The sequence below is a fragment of the Pseudotabrizicola sp. genome (genome assembly GCF_030684215.1).
In the GTDB taxonomy this organism is placed as follows: Bacteria; Pseudomonadota; Alphaproteobacteria; order Rhodobacterales; family Rhodobacteraceae; genus Pseudotabrizicola.
In genome coordinates this window covers 1-15152 of sequence record NZ_JAUXOV010000016.1, presented here as the reverse complement: position 1 = coordinate 15152, position 15152 = coordinate 1, and the positions used below count along the sequence as shown (strand labels likewise).

Genomic DNA, 15152 nt, shown 5'->3' with positions numbered 1-15152 from the left:
AAGTAACGATAAGGATCAGGCGGCGAGGTGCAGAAGAACTTCGGCCGACAATGCCGCGCGCTCCAATTCGCCAACGTTTCGGCCATTGCGCAGCACGATGACGCGATCTGCCATTCCCAGAATTTCTTCTGTTTCCGATGACACCATGATCACCGCGCCACCAGCCCGCGCAAAATCTGACATCACGCGGTAGATTTCACGCTTGGCACCCACATCGACCCCGCGAGTCGGCTCATCCAGCAGCAAAACCTTTGGCGCGGTCATCAGCCATTTGCCAAGCACAACCTTTTGCTGGTTACCGCCCGACAGGTTCTCGACCATCAGCGCGTCGCTGGCGGTCTTGATTTTCAGCAGACTGGTCATGTTTGCTGCCTGCTCCGCTTCGCGGTTGCGTCGCATGTAGCCGGCCACCGACAATGCCCCCAGACTTGACAGGCACAGATTATCCCGGACGCTGGCAGACAGCACCAGTCCGGTCTGTTTGCGATCTTCGGTCACCAAAGCGATGCCTGCGGCGATGGCGTCTTTGGGTCCGGCGATGCACGCTTCGCTGCCGTTGATCTCGATCCGGCCACCCGGCTCGTGCGACAGGCCGAACAGGCGTTCCAGCACCTCGGTACGGCCAGACCCCATAAGGCCATAGAGACCCAGAATCTCGCCTTCATGCAGATCAAAGGACAGATCACTGACCCCGCGCCGCGCTGCAAGCCCGTGCACCCGCAGCGCAATCTTGTCGCTGGGGGTGTTTTCCTTGATGAATTCCTCGCTTAGGGGGCGGCCCACGATCAGCTGGATCAGCTGTTCCTTGTCAATCGCATCGATGGCGCCGTTCTGAACAAACCTGCCGTCGCGAAACACCGTGTAATGATCGGCAATCGCAAAGATTTCGGACAGGCGGTGACTGACATAGATAATACCCTTTCCCTTGGCCTTCAGTGTCGCGATGGCCTCGAAAAGGTGATCTGCCTCCGCCTCGCCCAAGGCAGAGGTGGGCTCGTCCAGAATGATCACCTCGGCGTCATAGCTGAGCGCTTTGGCGATTTCGACCAGTTGGGTCTGCGCCACGGTCAGATCCATCATCAGATCATTTGCGCGGATGGCAAAGCTGAACCCGTCAAGCAAGTCCTGCGTCTGGCGGTTCAGCATTTGAAAATCGATCCGGCCAAAACTGCGCAACGGCTCACGGCCCATATAGATATTTTCGGCCACAGACATTGCGGGCACCGGCGACAGTTCTTGTTCGACGATTGCGATGCCGTTGTGCAAAGCGTCGGAGGGGTTGGCAAAGCTGACCTCGCGCCCGTTCAGCCGGACACTGCCGGCATCGCGATGGTGAAGCCCCATAATTATTTTTAAAAACGTGGATTTCCCCGCACCATTGCCACCGCAAAGGGCATGCACAGACCCCGCCTCCAACCGGAAACTGCCGTCGATCAGCGCCGGCACGCCAGAGAAGCTTTTTGCAAGCCCCTCTACTTCCAAGATTGGTGTCATCGGCTCCCCCGGCAGTCCCGTTACAAATGTCAAACCTGCTTCGTCTTTTGTAAGCTAGCGGGGGCCCTCCAAATGTCAACATGAATCTGACAATTGATTTTGTTGTGAGGAATCTATAGAGAATTGATCTGTAGCAAGGGATATTCTGGCGACACCTGCCGCCAAACCCAAAGGAAACAAAGATGAAACTGGCAATAGCAGGCGACAGCGCGGGGGAGGGTTTGGCCAAGGTGCTGGCCGACCATCTGAAGGCCAAGCACGAGGTTTTTGAGATCAGCCGCATGGATGATATGCTGGACCCGTTCTATGCAACCCTGTCAGAGCGCGTGGCAAATGCGGTGATTTCGGGCACATATGACCGTGCGATCCTGTGCTGCGGCACGGGGATCGGCGTGTGCATTGCGGCCAACAAGGTGCCCGGCATCCGCGCTGCGCTGACACATGACACCTATTCCGCCGAACGAGCGGCCTTGTCGAACAACGCTCAGATTATAACCATGGGCGCACGGGTGATCGGGGCCGAGCTTGCCAAGGCCATCGCTGACGCATGGCTTGCCCAGACGATGCAGTTTGATGCGGCAGGCAAATCCGCAGGAAATGTCACTGCTATTGACGACGTTGACGCGAAATACAACCGCCGCTGACGCCGTGGGCGGCCCAGAAAGAGCGTGACAGCGGGAGGCGCGATCAAGCGCCCCCTGTTGCGACTGCGCACAAACTGCCGATGGGCAGCGGTTGACTTTCATCAACAGGGTCTTTGCTTTTGCTTTTCGGTCAGTCCGGTCGCGCGGCAAGACCTGTCATGCCGCGCGACCGGGCAAGGATCAGGCCCAAATATCCACCTCCACATCAAAGAACGGCGCATATTGCTGTGCTCCGAAAATATCGCCGTCGCCAGCACTGCCCCAAGGACGCAGGCGCAGAATGGTGAACTTGATGGCATAGGCCGGATCATACTCGACAAAGTCGGTCAGCCGATCAGGGTTCACGTTCAGGATCCCTTCCGGGGCGCTGATCCTGGGGCCGGTTGCAGGGGTTGCGGCACTACTAAGCACGGGGCGGGCGCATGATTTGCTGGACCGGGAGATCAGAAGTGAGTGGCGGGCGGAGGTCCTGGAAACGGCGCGCGACCTGCACGAGGCCTTGCTGAAAGCAGTTGAACGTCAGGTAACGGCCCTGACGCTCCGTCTAGAACGGCTCCGCAGCGTAAGTGATGCGCTGCCGCACCAGCTATTTGCCTGGCTCGAGGCGCGCATGGCAGACGATCTGATTGCCGCAATTGAAACGCGTGATCAGATGCCGTCGCCATCGTCTCTGAGGGCAGCGATGGAGCTTCTTGTTAGTGCCTCGGCGACTGACATGGTCGACCCCAACGTTCTGCGCGCGCTACAGACTTGCCCGGTGCCTTGCCGCGAAGCCTTCCACCACTGGTGCAGCGAAAGAACTCGGTGGAAAAATCGGTGAGGCCATTAAAGAGCGTGTCGGGAGAGCGTCGCAATAGCGACAGTAGCCGAGGGTGATCGTTATGGCACAGGTAGACCTGGACGGCCCCCAGCCGTCATCTGACAAAATCATTCGGGAATATCGGAACCGTGCAAGATACGCTCCATCAATGGGTACCTAGTGTCAGGTGTGGAACACTAGCGCCACAAGGCCCACGGACGCTTCATTTCGAGCGCCCAACATAAACAATACCCTTTGTGAGATCAACCGCCCGGCACCATGCGGGGATAGTCGGTGTATCCTTCCGGGCCTTCCCCGTAGAATGTTTCCTTGTTCTGCTGATTGAAGGGCAAACCCAACGTGAGACGTTCAACGAGATCGGGAGTAGCGATATAGTCGCGGCCAAAGGCCAGAGCATCGGCAGAACCAGCTTCAATAAAAAGTTCGCCGTCCTCTTTGGTCATCAGTTCGTTAGCGATGACAGGTCCGCCAAATCGGCGCTTAATTTCCCCTAGAAGGCTGTCATGGCCTTCGGTCTCTCGCACGAAGATAAAGGCGATTTGGCGCTTTTTGAGCTCGTCAGCGACATAGCCGAAAATAGCTTTGGGGTTGCTGTCGCCCATGTCGTGTTCTTCACCGCGGGGCCGAAGATGGACCCCCACCCGATCCGCACCCCAGACCTCGATAGCTGCATCTAGGATTTCAAGCAGGAAGCGGGCGCGGTTCTCAACCGATCCGCCGTAGTGATCGGTGCGGTGATTGGTTTTGTCCTGCAAAAATTGGTCGATCAGATAGCCATTTGCCGCATGCAGCTCGACGCCATCAAACCTCGCCCGCATGGCATTTTCTGCCCCGTGACGGAAATCTGCCACGATTTTGGGAATTTCGTCTGTCCGAAGAGGGCGCGGCACCGGATGGGGCCGCTTTGGCCGGAGCGTTGAAACATGCCCGGCTGCCGCAATCGCGCTCGGCGCAACGGGCAGTTGGCCGCCGAGCAATTCTGGGTCGGAAATGCGACCGACGTGCCAAAGTTGCGAGAAAATACGGCCGCCAGCTTCATGCACGGCCGTGGTGACGAGTTTCCAGCCGACGACCTGCGCATCGTTCCACAAGCCGGGCGTTCCCCGATAGCCAACACCTTGCGGCGAAACAGACGTTGCCTCGCTCAAGATCAGGCCCGCGCTTGCCCGCTGCTGGTAATATTCCGCCATCATCGCATTTGGTACACGCTCGCTGCCTGCCCGCATGCGCGTCAGGGGCGCCATAATGATGCGGTTCGGCAGCTCCAGACTGCCAATTTTGAGGGTGTCGAATAGCCGTGACATCAATCTTTCTTCCGTCGTTAGCACGTCTTTCAGTGCTGTCTGCGTATAGTGCCGTGCCGAAACCTATTCCAGCGGTCTGGCGGGTGACGGGGCTTGGCCGTCATAGCCGCCCCAGACCGATTGGTCGAAATGCACCACAGCACCCGTCATCATGCCGCTGTCATCCGAAACCATCCACAAGACCGCTTTGGCCACCTCTTCGGGGTCCAGAAGCCGGCCGAACGGCAACGCGGCTTCGGCCTTTTCCTGCCAGGCCGGATCGCCCGATTCCTGGAGTTGGGTCGTCTTTTCATTTTCCGACAGCATCCAGCCGATATCCAGTTGGTTGACCCGAACGCGGTTGCGCATCAGCGCAAAGCCGGAATTGCGGGTCAGCGTGGCCAGCGCGCCTTTAGATGCCGAATAGGCCGCAAGGAACGGCTGTCCAGCGCGTTCCGAGGCGGAGCCGATGTTGAGGATCCGCCCGTCAACCCCCGCCCGCGCCATGCACTTCACCGCTTCCTGCATCAAAAAGAACGGCGCACGGACGTTGACGGCAAAGATCCGGTCGAACAAGTCGGGCGACGTGTTCAGTAAGTTGCCACGATCGGTAAGGCCCGCCGCATTGACCAGAATGTCGATCCGCCCGAACCGCGCTTCGGCGGTCGCGACAACGCGCATGACATCCGCCATCTCGCCCAGGTCGGCTGTGATCATCTGCACCGGCACGCCGCTATTGGACATGATCTCGCTGGCCAGTGCGTCGCCCTTGGGCTGATCACGGCCGACAATCGCGACGCCCGCAGCACCCGCAGTGACAAACAGACGGGCGATGGCGGCCCCCAGACCCTGGGTGCCGCCGGTGACCAGCGCAATCTTTCCGTCGATCCGGTTCATTGTGCGCCCTAAGACCGGTTCTTGGCGTCAAGCGCGTCGAGCAGGCCAAAGAACGCGTCCTCGCCCTGATCCTGCGCCAGCGCCTCGCGCAGAAAGTCGGCCTGAGTTTTCGGCGCAAGCCCACCCACGGGCGGGTTGCTGTCCAGATTGGTGGGGAACGGATAGCCCTCGGCCGAAGCTGCGATGACGTTGGCAATGTTCAGCCCCCGCGCTGTCCGTATCGCCGGATAAAGCGCGCGCAGCATGCGGGTGCGGTTGACCGTCTCCATCGCTCGGCCAAAGGCAGACGACACTTGCAGCAGATTCACCATGCGAAACCGATCCGTGGTGTGGTTGGTGCCCGCACCGTGCATCACTGCGGGGTTGAAGAACACGAGATCGCCCTTGTGCAGCGGCAGCTGCACATAATTCGCCGCGAAATAGGCCTGAAATTCGGGCCGCGAGAAGGCAAGGTAACCCTCGTAGAACTGTTGCGAGAATGGCAACAGCATCGTCGGGCCGGTCTCGACCGGCATATCACAATGCGCCACAGCGCCCTGCAGCGTCAAAGTGGGCGACACGGCATGGATATGGGCGGGAAACTGCGCCATCCGCGTCGCCGACATGAAACCGAGGTGATAGTCGCGGTGCGGGGTCTGCGCAGCGCCGCCCGGATTCACCCGGTTGACCTGAGCCGTCATCTGCGAGGCTGGCCCGAGCCAGGCTTCGGCCGCCATGGCGATGCCCTGCGAACTGAAATAGGCGGCAAAGTTGGCGGGGTCGGCAAGGCAATGCTTTTCCAGCGAGTTCCAGATCCGGTCATTCGCACCCGGTTTGGCGAAATGGTCGCCGCCGCCCTTGGCAGCCTGTTTCTCGTCCGCGATGATCTGGTCGAACACGATGCTGGCGCGGTCAATCACGGCGTGATCGGCAAGCCCCTGACGGATCACGATGATCCCCGCTCCATGGGCGAAGACATCTGCCCATTCCTCCATCATCGCCTGACGGGTTGCCGGATCGGCGGAGGCGGCATCAACTGACGCGCCTTCGTAGATCGGGATGTTGCGTATCACCTGCGCGGCGTGCGGCGTGTCGGCGGGGTTTGCCGTCTGGCCGACAATCTCACGAAAGGTTTCGAAGTCGCCGCTGTCGGCATTCAGCCAAACTGGGGTGCGCTGGGGTTTGGGCGTCTGGATGTTCATCTTGGCCTCCTCCGGGGTTGGCCCAAGGGTGGCGCAAACTGATGCATCAAAACAGTTGTCTTTCACCTCAAAAACACCTCAACTGACCAGATGGCATCAAAGTTCACCAACAAGGAGATCGCGCATCAGGCGGGGCTTAGCCTAGCGACCGTGGACCGAGTGCTGCATGGCCGCGACCATGTGCGGGCTTTGACGCGCGAACGGGTGCAAGCCGCCGCGGCAGAGCTGGAGCGACAGCACGCCGTAAGTCAGTTGCGCGGAACGAAGGTGACCATCGACATCGTGATGCAGGCGCCAGAGCGGTTTTCGACCGCAGTGCGCGCTGCGTTCGAGGCAGAACTGCCGCTGATCCGCCTTGGGACCTTTCGCGCAAGGTTCCATCTGGCCGAAGTGATGGACGAGCGCGAGATTGTCGCCCTTCTGCGGGCAATTGCGCGGCGGGGGACGCAAGGCATCGTGCTGAAAGTCCCCGCAACGCCCGGGATCGCCGCCTGCCTTGCCGACCTAGCGGCGCGGAAAATCCCGGTGGTTACCTATGTCACCGATGTGGCCGCGCCGCTACGGCTGGCCTATGTCGGGATGCCCAACGAACGTGCCGGGGCGACGGCGGCCTTTCTTCTCAGCCGGATGGCCCCGCGGCCTCCGTCGCGCGTTCTCGTCACACTTTCGAGCCGCGAGTTCGAGGGGGAGGATGCCCGTCGCATCGGCTTTGCCCGGTATCTGGAACAGAATGCGCCGCATCTGACGATGGCGACCGTTTCCGAGGGCTTCGGGGTGAACCGGCCCACCGGCGCGCTGGTCGGGCAAGCGCTTGAGGCCTATCCCGACATCGCTTGCGTCTATTCGATCGGCGGCGGCAACAGGGCCATCCTCGATGCCTTTGCCGCTGTCGATCGGAGTATCGACGTTTTCGCGGCGCACGATCTCGACCGGACCAATACCGAGTTGCTAGAGTCCGGCCAGATCAGTTTCGTAATTCATCACAGTTTCCGTCAGGACGCCCGTCAAGTATCGCTTCATTTCAGCAAGTATTACCGACTGATCGAACCGCATATTCAAATCGAAGACACCGAGATCAGCATCGCCTGTCCGATCAATCTGGCCTGACAGGCAAGCGGTCATCGTCTGGATCGGACTGCCATCGGCGACGTAGACTAGCAAGATTTGCTGCGACAAGACCGAATGACTGGTTCAGTGTAGCTGCAGCGCAGCACTCAACCTTCGATGAACGGCAGGAGAGGGCCGGGCACATCGGTCTTGGCATCGCGATCGCAAAGGCGGAACGCTACCAATCGCCGCTTTGATGACCAAGGTTTGGAAAGTGCAGAAGGCCCGGTGGTCATCCCTGCCGGGTGTCCTTCACAACCTGCTCGGCAGGGGTCTTCGTCGTTAAGGGTTTCTTCATCATCTTCAACCCCACTTGGGCAAAGATGACCCGCAGCCCCATTGCTACGCGATCATCCTAAACTGCTCCGTGGGCGCTGATGGCGGAAAGCCGCGAGGTTGCCGTCCGACGAGCGATGGTCGCACCGCGGACTCAACAGGATCTTCAGTTCTGCCAATAGCACTCTGACCAGTTGGCATCAGAAGTGCCACATTTTGCGTATGGGCCCTGTGAAGATTCAATTGTCCGCACCCTGATCACTGCCGTCTTTTGACTTGGCAGCAAACCACTCTGCGACAATTCGACGAATCAATTCTGGTCGTGAAGGCACCCCTAGATCGGCATGCCTGTGCTCGTCAATCGCCTCCAACAGCTCACGAGACATACGAACCAATACTGCTTCGGTATCGACGCTCGGACGTCCCTGCTTTTTTCTCTGCTTTTCTGACATTTGGCGAGACGCCCACTTGTTTATATTTTTTAATATTATATATTGAGTGAGCGTAAGGGTTGCACCCCTCACGCTCACTCTACTCACGCCAACCTGTAAGGAGATCGGCATGCCTATTTTTGGAAATAACACCTCCCCCTCGGTTTCGGAACCCCTCGGAGGGGCGGAGTTTGCTTTCACGACCCTTGTGAGATCCATGCAAACCCTCTGCGCCGCGGAACGCGACATTGCGGGCATTTCGTCTGGTGATTTTGCGTTTGACGACTGGTTCCGGGATGCGGAGGTGGCGCGCTCGGCTGTCGTCTCGGCGGCGGAGGCTGTCATTTTGGTGATGGCTCCGACGGCGACGGACCGCCGGTTTCGCATCGTTGCTTTGAACTTCGAAGCCCTGCTGCTGACGAAGGACGCGGCAAAATACGCCTTCCTAGCTGAAGCCCTGTCGAGCACAGCCTGGTTTTACACGGTGCCAGGCCGCGGGCCGCGCGCTGCGCGGGCGACAGCGCTGTTGCAAACATTTCGGCACTACTTCGGGCTGCTGTTGAGCTTCTCGGATTACACGCCCGAGCCTCCCTTCGCACCGGCGATGGCGATGGCGATGGCGGCATAGTCGACGTCCCGAGAATCTGACCTGTCTTTGCATTACACCGATGTTGGACAGGTTTCCCTTTTTCATCTTTCAAGTTTTCCCTGGTCACGGCGAGAGGTATCCTTATGACTTTAAACAAGCTTACCCAAACTGACACTTTGATGATTGACGACCGTAATGAGCCCGTTTTCCCCGGCGCGATCCTGCCGCACTGGTCTGCGATGGCCAGCCAGAAGGGGTTTTCCATCGCGGCCCGGGTTGTCGACCGGCTTCATCTTGCCCTGCGCTGCGACGCCTGTGGCGGCCTGACAAAGACGAGGCTCTCAGTGCTGATGAACTACCAGCCGACTTGTGCCCCGTGCCTGCACGCAAAGCACATCGCCACGGCCGCGGCGGCGGGCCTTACGATGCTGCGCCGCGATCCGTCCAACCGCCATTACGGGTACTATGCGGCCTCTTGTGGGCACGAGCTGCGCCGCCAGTTTGCTCTGATCGACCAGGCTTCACGCGGCGACAAGGCCTTGCGCTGCGACACCTGCCTTCAGACAAAGCACATGGCTAAGGCAGCGGCACACGGCTGGACGCTTCTGGGGTGTGATCCAGACAAACGCGTCAACTACCGCCACTATTGCCACGACGCGTGTGGGGCAGAACAGTCCGTCACGTTGGGCAATATGACCACGGGTCGATTTGCCTGCGCGCAATGCGGTGAGGTCTGGAGTGCGGCACCAAGCGCGATCTACCTGATGCGGTTCCAGCTGGTGGACGGGCGCCCTGTCGTCAAGCTCGGCTTCTCCCGCAACCCGGCGTCGCGTCTGAACCACCAGCTGCAATCCGGCCGGACGCGCACCGGCGAGCTGCTGCGGGTCGTCCATCTGCCGACGGGGGCGGCGGCGCTGCACGCGGAACAGGGCATGCATCAGCGCATCAAGGCCACGATCCCTTGCACAATCGTGCCGCAGGAACGCTATGTTGGGCAGATTAAGGTGAAGTCCGAGATCTACACCCCCGATGCGCTGGCGTTGATCACCACCCTTTTGGACGATCTTGCCGCCCGCCTGGCCGCCTGACCCCCCTCCTTTCCCCCAAGAGCATTTCAGCCCGGCGGCTTTGCCGCCGGGATCCGCATCCTTTACTCCGGAGACCTGTACATGACCCACCCTCATGACATGAATGACGTCCTCCACCCCGCCTGGCTTGGCGTGTCCGCGCTGGTCTTTGGCCGGATCGACAGCTTGCGTCCGTCGGGCGCGGCCAAACCCGCCGCGGTCAAACTGGGCGATCTGATGCCGCGACTGCTTTCGGCCACAGAGCCGCGCGACATGTCGAGAGAGGAGCTTGAGTCATGGATCGAGGACGACACCGAGGGGGTACTCCCCGCCTTCACCGATCCGTCCGGATCGGATGATCCCATCCCCGGGCCCCGCATGGTCGGCCTGAGAACACGGCTGGCGCTGCTGCGGCTCTGTGCAGGGTTCGGCGACATCACGCGCCTCACTCAAATTGCCAGGCCCGGAACGATCACCCTCATTGAAGGAGTTCCCATCGGCTGCTTCGATGTCGTCAATCAGCTCCTGCACGACGAGGTCCTCTCCCTCGCGCGCCGTCTGTCTGGCGGCACCGGCGCAAAAAAGTCCGATGAGGTTCCAAAGACGTTTCTGCTGACGCCGCGCATCTTGGATGGTGCTGTCTCACAAAATGAGATGGCACGGCTGGATGCCAATTTTGCGGAGGGCCTTGAGGGCACAGCGCCACTGGTTATCCTGCTGCCGACGGGCGTAATGCCATCGCAGTCCATCCTGGCGGCAGCACCGCTACGGATCGCCTTGGCGCCGCTTACCCAATCAATCCTGCTGCAACTGTGGGCTGCAACGCATCCGACGCGCGTCAAGACCAGTGCGCGGGCCATCGTGGCGAGACTTCCCCCTGACGACCTTCTGGCAAGCGTGACGGACATCGTTCTGCTGTCTGCCTTGCGCAAGGGCGACCCGCGCCGCGCGGCGGACGCGTTGACGGCCCGCTGCGCGCAGGCCTCTGCTCCAAACCTTGCTGATCTCCCCGACAGCCCCGCCGTCGCGGCCGCCCGCGCTTTGGTGGCAGACGTCGCTGCATGGCAGCGCGGCGAGGTTCTCTGGGGTGATATTCCTCATTCCTTGCTCCTTCACGGGCCTGCCGGGACGGGCAAAAGCCATGTTGCAAAGGCGATGGCCAGCGCACCTGGCTTGCGGTTCATCAGCGCCTCGTTTGCGGAGTGGCAGCGCTCCGGCCATCTCGGGGACATGCTCCGCGCCATGCACGCGAGTTTTGCGGAAGCGATGGCCGCAGCGCCCGCCATCTTGTTCATCGACGAGGTCGACTCCGCGAGCTCCCGTTCTGACGGGGACCGGCACGCTCTGGCCTACAGACGTCAGGTCATCAACGGACTGTTGCTGGCGATCGATCAGTTGAACGCGGCGGGTGGAGTCATCCTCGTTGGCGCCTGCAATGATGTGCAAGCCTTGGACCCGGCGATCCTGCGTCCCGGGCGTTTCGACCGCAAAATCGAAGTGCTCCTTCCCCACCGCGCTGCCATCGCGTGCGTTCTGGCCCAAGGACTGGGCACGGCGCTGACAACGGCTGAGATTACCGGGCTGTCCCGTCGCCTGATCGGCCAGAGCATGGCCACGGTTGATACCTTGATCCGCAACGCCAAATCCGCCGCACGGGTGGCGGGACGCCCCGTCGGGCTCGCGGATCTGGACGCTCATCTTCCGGGGCCCGCTCCGAACGCTGCGGTGACACGGCGCGTGGCAATTCATGAAGCAGGCCATACGATCGTCGCCCATCTGCTGCAGCAGGGTCGGGTGACGCGTGTCAGCCTCGGCAATGGCGGCGGACTGACCGAACGGACGCTCAACGAGAGCGAGAGCACTGAGGCGACATTCAACGATCATCTTGCCGTCCACCTGGCCGGGCGGGCTGCGGAACGGCTTGTTCTGGGGACGATCTCCGCCGGGGCCGGCGGACCCAAAGACTCTGATCTCGCCATGGCGACGCGTCTCGCGACGATGATCGACACCCAGTTCGGCTTGGGGGCCTATGGCCCGGTTTATGTACAGGAGGCCGGGTTTCGGGATCCGGCACTGGTGGAGCGCATTCGCACGCGCCTCGAGGCGGCGGAAGCGCGGGCGACGCAGATGCTTGCTGCGCATCAAGCAGGGCTTATGGTCTTGGCCGATGCCTTGGTCGCCGAGGGGGAGCTGTCCGGCGCGCGCCTCGACGGGCTGTTGGCCAGCCTGGACACCCCAGCCTGCAGTACCTCAACCCGCAGTACCTCAACCTGCGCCAGCGACACTCAGGACTATCCGGTCGCGTGCTGACGGCACCGGGCAGACGCGCCATGGAAGACCTCAAGGGAGACGCATCAATGCACAAAAACCCCAAACTTGCGCAGAGCCAGATCGAGGTGGCGCTGTTTCAATCTCGCAAACCGATCCCGCCCGACATCGTCGACGCGTTTCCGGTGATTGATGACTGGTTTGCCGTGGCCGACAACGACATCCCCCATATTTATGGCATTGCGTCATATCCACTGCAGGCGCCGCGTCCAATTCTGACCGCCGCAGTGATCGGGATTGAGGCGATGCCGGGGCTTGTGATCCGCTGTCTGGATGGCTGTTATCGCTTGGGCCACCCTGCCCGAGTCGATGACAAAATCTGCGCGGTGGGCGATAATCACAGCAAGGGGCGGATTTCCTGGCCGAGGTTTCAGCGTCTGGTCGAGGCTTTTCTGGCCCGGCTCAGTGCGGCGGACGATCGGATCTGACAAGTGGCAGGCTTGGTGAGGGGCGTGGGCGGGCACAGGCGCATCTCTCAATATTGAGCGGCCTGCTGCTATCATCTGACCCGTTTTCAGCTTTTTTCATCTTTCAGGCTCCCTCGGTGGCCTCCTTAAACGCCTCTTTTCTGTATTTCTCTTCTGGTAGGGATTGGTGCCTTTTTCCTCTTCCCCGTCTCTTCCGTCTGCCGCCGGCTTTTTTCTGTCTTTGGTTTTTCAGGATCAGGGACAAGGATGGGCTTGCGGCCGTTCAGGAGGACTCATGCTGGAGGGCAAGTTTTCCAAGTTTTCCAGATCTGAGCCGGAACATGGCGTCCGCCCGATCCGGCCTGTGCGGGCGGCCCGTGCGGATCGGGGACCTCGTAACGGCAGGCACAAATTTTCCTATAGAGAGAACTCCGGATTTTGGTCAAGGTTTTCCACAATGATGACAGGAGCTTGCGTGTTTTACATGATCAGGGTTCGCCAATGAGGCGCTATGATGGACCTATCGGCAGGGGCACTGCAGCCCGGCCACGGATCAACCATCATAGCGCTGCCGCCGGCACCCGGCGGAGCGCCGGAGGCACCTCGCCATGGCGCGGGAACGGAAGAGGCATGTTCGGGATAAGGAGGGCGCGCAGGCAGGCGCGGCTCCTGAGCCGTCTGGGCCCCTTGCGTGTCCAGATGCCGCCGTCACCAGCCTGCCCCCTCATCCAGCGCTGTTTGCCCTTGTTCGGCTTTTGGCGCGACAGGCCGCGCGTGACGCGGCAAGATATGATGATTCCGCCAGCTGAAGGAGATCGGTCATGACCAACAAGGCGCGTGCAGCGATCTACGCCCGGTACTCCAGCGACCAGCAGTCGGCGGCCTCGATCCCGGATCAGGTGCGTTTGTGTCGACGGCTGTGCGATGACCACGGCTGGAGCGTGGTTGAGGTGTTCGCCGATGAGGCGATGAGCGGCGCTACGCATTTGCGCCCCGAGTTTCAGCGCATGCAGCAGATGGCCATGACAGGCGGTTTTGACGTGCTGGTGGCGGAGGGTCTTGACCGGCTCTCCCGCGATCAGGAACATATCGCGGGTCTGCACAAGCGGATGACCTATCTGGGGGTCACGCTCTTCACCAAGGCCGAGGGCGAGATTTCTGAGATGCACATCGGCCTTGGCGGCACCATGTCGGCTCTGTTCTTGCGGCATCTGGCGCAAAAAACACATCGCGGCCTGGAAGGCCGGGTGAAGGCCGGCAAATCGGCGGGAGGCTTGAGCTACGGCTACCGGATGGACCGCCAGCCCCTGCCCGACGGCACGTTCACAACGGGAGACCGAGTGATCGACGAGGCGGAAGCTGCGGTCATCCGGCGGATCTATCAGGACTATGACCGGGGCAAAAGCGCGCGCACAATCGCCATCGCGCTGAACCGTGAGGGCGTCCCGGCCCCGCGCTCTGGCAACGGCAAGGGGCCCGGCACCTGGTCGTTCTCAACCATTTCGGGCAACTGGAAGCGTGGCACCGGCATTCTCAACAATGAGTTGTACATCGGCAAACTGGTCTGGAACCGGCAGCGGTTTGTAAAGGATCCCGAGACCGGCAAGCGCCAGGCCCGGCCTAATCCGCCGGAGACGTGGATCACCGAGAATGTGCCGCATCTGCGGATCATCGACGATGCCCAGTGGCAGCGGGTCAAGGTCCGGCAGGGCGCCATCCGCGCGGATATTCTTGCGGCGCGGGACGAGGAGGCCGCTGCGCCGCGCGCTGAGATCGGCCGTCGAGCGCGGCATCTGTTTTCTGGGTCGTTGCAATGCGGTTGCTGCGGATCGAATTACATCATGATCAGCGACAGCCGGTACGGTTGCGCCGCCGCGCGCAACTCCGGCACCTGTACCAACCGAAAGACGATCAAGCGCGACGATGTCGAGACCCGCGTTTTGTGCGGCCTGAAGGACAAACTGCTGCATCCGGACCTGATCGCAGAATTCATCGAAGAATATCACCGGGAGAGCCAGAAGGAACGGCTCGAAAGCCTCGCCTCAAGGAGCGATGTTGAACGTCGCCTTGCCAAGGTGCTACGCGAGATAGACGCCATCGTCACCGCGATCACGGAAGGGATGTATCATCCGTCCATGAAGGCGAAGATGGACGGGCTGGAGACAGAACGGGCAGATCTTGCGGCCAAGTTAGCCGCCCTGCCCGCCGTTGAGTCAGTCCCGATCCATCCCGGCATCGCAGACATTTACGCCTGCAAAGTGGCCGATCTCGCCGCAGCCCTGAACGAAGACGGCACCAGGGCCGAGGCGGCTGATCTGCTGCGCGGGTTGGTCGACAAGATCATCCTGCGCCCCGATCCGGATGCGCCGAACGGGCATCTGATCGCGCTGCATGGTGAGCTTGGCGCAATTTTATCGTTGTGCGGCAATGGGATGGGTAAACATGCAAAAGCCCGCACGGGTGGTGCGGGCGTAAGGCAAGTGACGGTGGTTGCGGGGACAGGATTTGAACCTGTGACCTTCAGGTTATGAGCCTGACGAGCTACCGGGCTGCTCCACCCCGCGTCCGGCCCGAGGGCAAGTTATATTGCGATCGGGTATTTGTATCGTATTGAGAGTCTTGTGTCTC

At 60.8% G+C, this 15152-nt stretch carries 14 protein-coding genes, 1 tRNA gene and 1 pseudogene; 8 read left to right on the top strand and 8 right to left on the bottom strand.

What is annotated here, in order from left to right:
• Nucleotides 1-15: 15 nt before the first annotated feature.
• Nucleotides 16-1494, bottom strand: coding sequence for a sugar ABC transporter ATP-binding protein (locus tag Q8K08_RS01395; RefSeq protein WP_305248964.1), 1479 nt, complete (start codon nt 1492-1494; stop codon nt 16-18).
• 182 nt (nt 1495-1676) lie between these two features.
• On the opposite strand from Q8K08_RS01395, the gene Q8K08_RS01390 reads away from it, so the two are divergent.
• The gene (locus tag Q8K08_RS01390) at nt 1677-2138 is read left to right on the top strand and encodes an RpiB/LacA/LacB family sugar-phosphate isomerase (protein ID WP_305248963.1); all 462 of its coding nucleotides are present in this window, start codon (nt 1677-1679) and stop codon (nt 2136-2138) included.
• A 180-nt stretch (nt 2139-2318) separates the two neighbouring features.
• On the opposite strand, the gene Q8K08_RS01385 is transcribed toward Q8K08_RS01390, so the two are convergent.
• Nucleotides 2319-2483, bottom strand: a complete 165-nt coding sequence (locus Q8K08_RS01385) for a DUF4387 family protein (RefSeq protein WP_305248962.1) — start codon at nt 2481-2483, stop codon at nt 2319-2321.
• 82 nt (nt 2484-2565) lie between these two features.
• On the opposite strand from Q8K08_RS01385, the gene Q8K08_RS01380 reads away from it, so the two are divergent.
• Nucleotides 2566-2958, top strand: a complete 393-nt coding sequence (locus Q8K08_RS01380) for a hypothetical protein (protein ID WP_305248961.1) — start codon at nt 2566-2568, stop codon at nt 2956-2958.
• A gap of 242 nt (nt 2959-3200) precedes the next feature.
• Here Q8K08_RS01380 and Q8K08_RS01375 read toward each other — a convergent pair whose 3' ends face one another.
• The 3 genes from Q8K08_RS01375 to Q8K08_RS01365 form a co-directional block, all read right to left on the bottom strand.
• Nucleotides 3201-4262, bottom strand: a complete 1062-nt coding sequence (locus tag Q8K08_RS01375; RefSeq protein WP_305248960.1) for an alkene reductase — start codon at nt 4260-4262, stop codon at nt 3201-3203.
• Nucleotides 4263-4325: 63 nt separating this feature from the next.
• The gene (locus Q8K08_RS01370; protein ID WP_305248959.1) at nt 4326-5138 is read right to left on the bottom strand and encodes an SDR family oxidoreductase; all 813 of its coding nucleotides are present in this window, start codon (nt 5136-5138) and stop codon (nt 4326-4328) included.
• An 8-nt stretch (nt 5139-5146) separates the two neighbouring features.
• Nucleotides 5147-6319 carry a phytanoyl-CoA dioxygenase family protein gene (locus Q8K08_RS01365; protein WP_305248958.1) on the bottom strand — a complete coding sequence of 391 codons (1173 nt, stop codon included), beginning with the start codon at nt 6317-6319 and terminating at the stop codon, nt 5147-5149.
• A gap of 90 nt (nt 6320-6409) precedes the next feature.
• On the opposite strand from Q8K08_RS01365, the gene Q8K08_RS01360 reads away from it, so the two are divergent.
• Nucleotides 6410-7426 carry a LacI family DNA-binding transcriptional regulator gene (locus tag Q8K08_RS01360; RefSeq protein WP_305248957.1) on the top strand — a complete coding sequence of 339 codons (1017 nt, stop codon included), beginning with the start codon at nt 6410-6412 and terminating at the stop codon, nt 7424-7426.
• Between the two features lie 515 nt (nt 7427-7941).
• Here Q8K08_RS01360 and Q8K08_RS01355 read toward each other — a convergent pair.
• The gene (locus Q8K08_RS01355; RefSeq protein WP_305248956.1) at nt 7942-8154 is read right to left on the bottom strand and encodes a ribbon-helix-helix protein, CopG family; all 213 of its coding nucleotides are present in this window, start codon (nt 8152-8154) and stop codon (nt 7942-7944) included.
• 109 nt (nt 8155-8263) lie between these two features.
• On the opposite strand from Q8K08_RS01355, the gene Q8K08_RS01350 reads away from it, so the two are divergent.
• The 5 genes and pseudogenes from Q8K08_RS01350 to Q8K08_RS01330 form a co-directional block, all read left to right on the top strand.
• Entirely contained in the window at nt 8264-8761 is a 498-nt protein-coding gene (locus Q8K08_RS01350; protein WP_305248955.1) for a hypothetical protein, read from the top strand.
• 140 nt (nt 8762-8901) lie between these two features.
• The gene (locus Q8K08_RS01345) at nt 8902-9810 is read left to right on the top strand and encodes a GIY-YIG nuclease family protein (RefSeq protein ID WP_305248954.1); all 909 of its coding nucleotides are present in this window, start codon (nt 8902-8904) and stop codon (nt 9808-9810) included.
• 99 nt (nt 9811-9909) lie between these two features.
• Entirely contained in the window at nt 9910-12099 is a 2190-nt protein-coding gene (locus Q8K08_RS01340; RefSeq protein ID WP_305248953.1) for an AAA family ATPase, read from the top strand.
• Between the two features lie 47 nt (nt 12100-12146).
• Entirely contained in the window at nt 12147-12545 is a 399-nt protein-coding gene (locus Q8K08_RS01335) for a hypothetical protein (protein ID WP_305248952.1), read from the top strand.
• Between the two features lie 800 nt (nt 12546-13345).
• Nucleotides 13346-14407 (top strand): annotated as a pseudogene (locus tag Q8K08_RS01330) (recombinase family protein); the annotation flags it as partial.
• A 330-nt stretch (nt 14408-14737) separates the two neighbouring features.
• Here Q8K08_RS01330 and Q8K08_RS01325 read toward each other — a convergent pair.
• Nucleotides 14738-14917: a hypothetical protein gene (locus tag Q8K08_RS01325; protein WP_305248951.1), complete on the bottom strand. Its 180-nt coding sequence runs from the start codon at nt 14915-14917 to the stop codon at nt 14738-14740.
• Nucleotides 14918-15011: 94 nt separating this feature from the next.
• A tRNA-Met gene (locus Q8K08_RS01320) sits at nt 15012-15088 on the bottom strand.
• Nucleotides 15089-15152: the final 64 nt, after the last annotated feature.